At 28.1% G+C, this 1145-nt stretch carries 1 protein-coding gene; it reads left to right on the plus strand.

Annotation, left to right across the window (positions count from 1 at the left end; genetic code table 11):
- Nucleotides 1–1145: DUF2920 family protein (locus AJN70_RS03250; protein WP_148128153.1), on the plus strand; the 1145-nt coding region annotated here is incomplete at both ends.

Genomic DNA, 1145 nt, shown 5'->3' on the forward strand with positions numbered 1-1145 from the left:
GATTCTTGTGATGATGTAGAACTAGGCATTAAAAGAACCAGTAAGCTTGAATATCGCATCAGTTATGATGATGAAAAAGATCTCAAAGCTATAGTTTTTGTCATAGGAGGTTATGGAGCTAATGCAAATATATATTTTTTAGATTCTTATAGAAATTATATTGCTAAAAATTTTGATGTAGTGACAATAAATGTTTTTTATCATTGTTTTTGTCAAAGACGTTCAGATGTTTTAAAATACGATGCAAGTGCAAAATTTTTAGAAGAAGATCTGGAAAATTTTTCTAAAGTATTGAATGATTTTAACATTGATGGTAGAAATTTAAATTCTAATAATGCTTTAGAATATTATCATCATTTAGATCATTGTATTGCTACTTTAAAATCACAAGGAAAACTAGTACAAAATTATCAAGCGAAATTTACTTCAACTTTTATCCCGCCTAATGGAGATTATCAAAATTTTGGCATTATGGCAGCTATTGATCATATCAATGCTTTAAAAGATTTAGTTAAACGCTTTCCAAAATTTGCAGATTTACCAAAAATTTATGGGGGGGGGTCTTATGGAGGATACCTATCTTTACTCATAGCAAAGATAGCTCCTTGGTATGTGGATGGCGTGATTGATAATTCGGGTTCGGCTTTGCCACCTTTAAATTATATTTTAGGAAGAGAAATGGAGGACGGTTGTGATTATGTTTTAAATAGTTCGCATATTTTAATAGAATGTTTTGTAAAAACCCATTGGACACGTAAAGAAAATTCACCTTATTTTTTTAATAATGAAAATTATTTTATTAGAACATTGTTAAATAAGGATCATTTGATTTTGCAAAGTCAAAAAAATAAAAATATTATTTATGTGAGTTATCATAGCGATAAAGATCCTCTAACGCCTGCCAATTTTAAAGAACAAACCATGCAAATATTAAAAATTTTAGGTTACGATGTAAGCTTAAATTTGATAGATGAAAATAAAATTGATGGAAAATTTATTAAAAATTTAGATCATGGTTGTGGTATACCTGATAAAGCCTTATTTAGAAAAGAACTTCCTTTAATGCTTGAAAAATTACAAGGAAGAAAATCTTTCATGCAAGAAAATTCCATCTCTTATCCTTGTGGAAATAAAGTGTTTACTTT

It is taken from the genome of Campylobacter sp. BCW_4341 (assembly GCF_001764255.1).
GTDB classification, from domain to species: Bacteria; Campylobacterota; Campylobacteria; order Campylobacterales; family Campylobacteraceae; genus Campylobacter_D; species Campylobacter_D jejuni.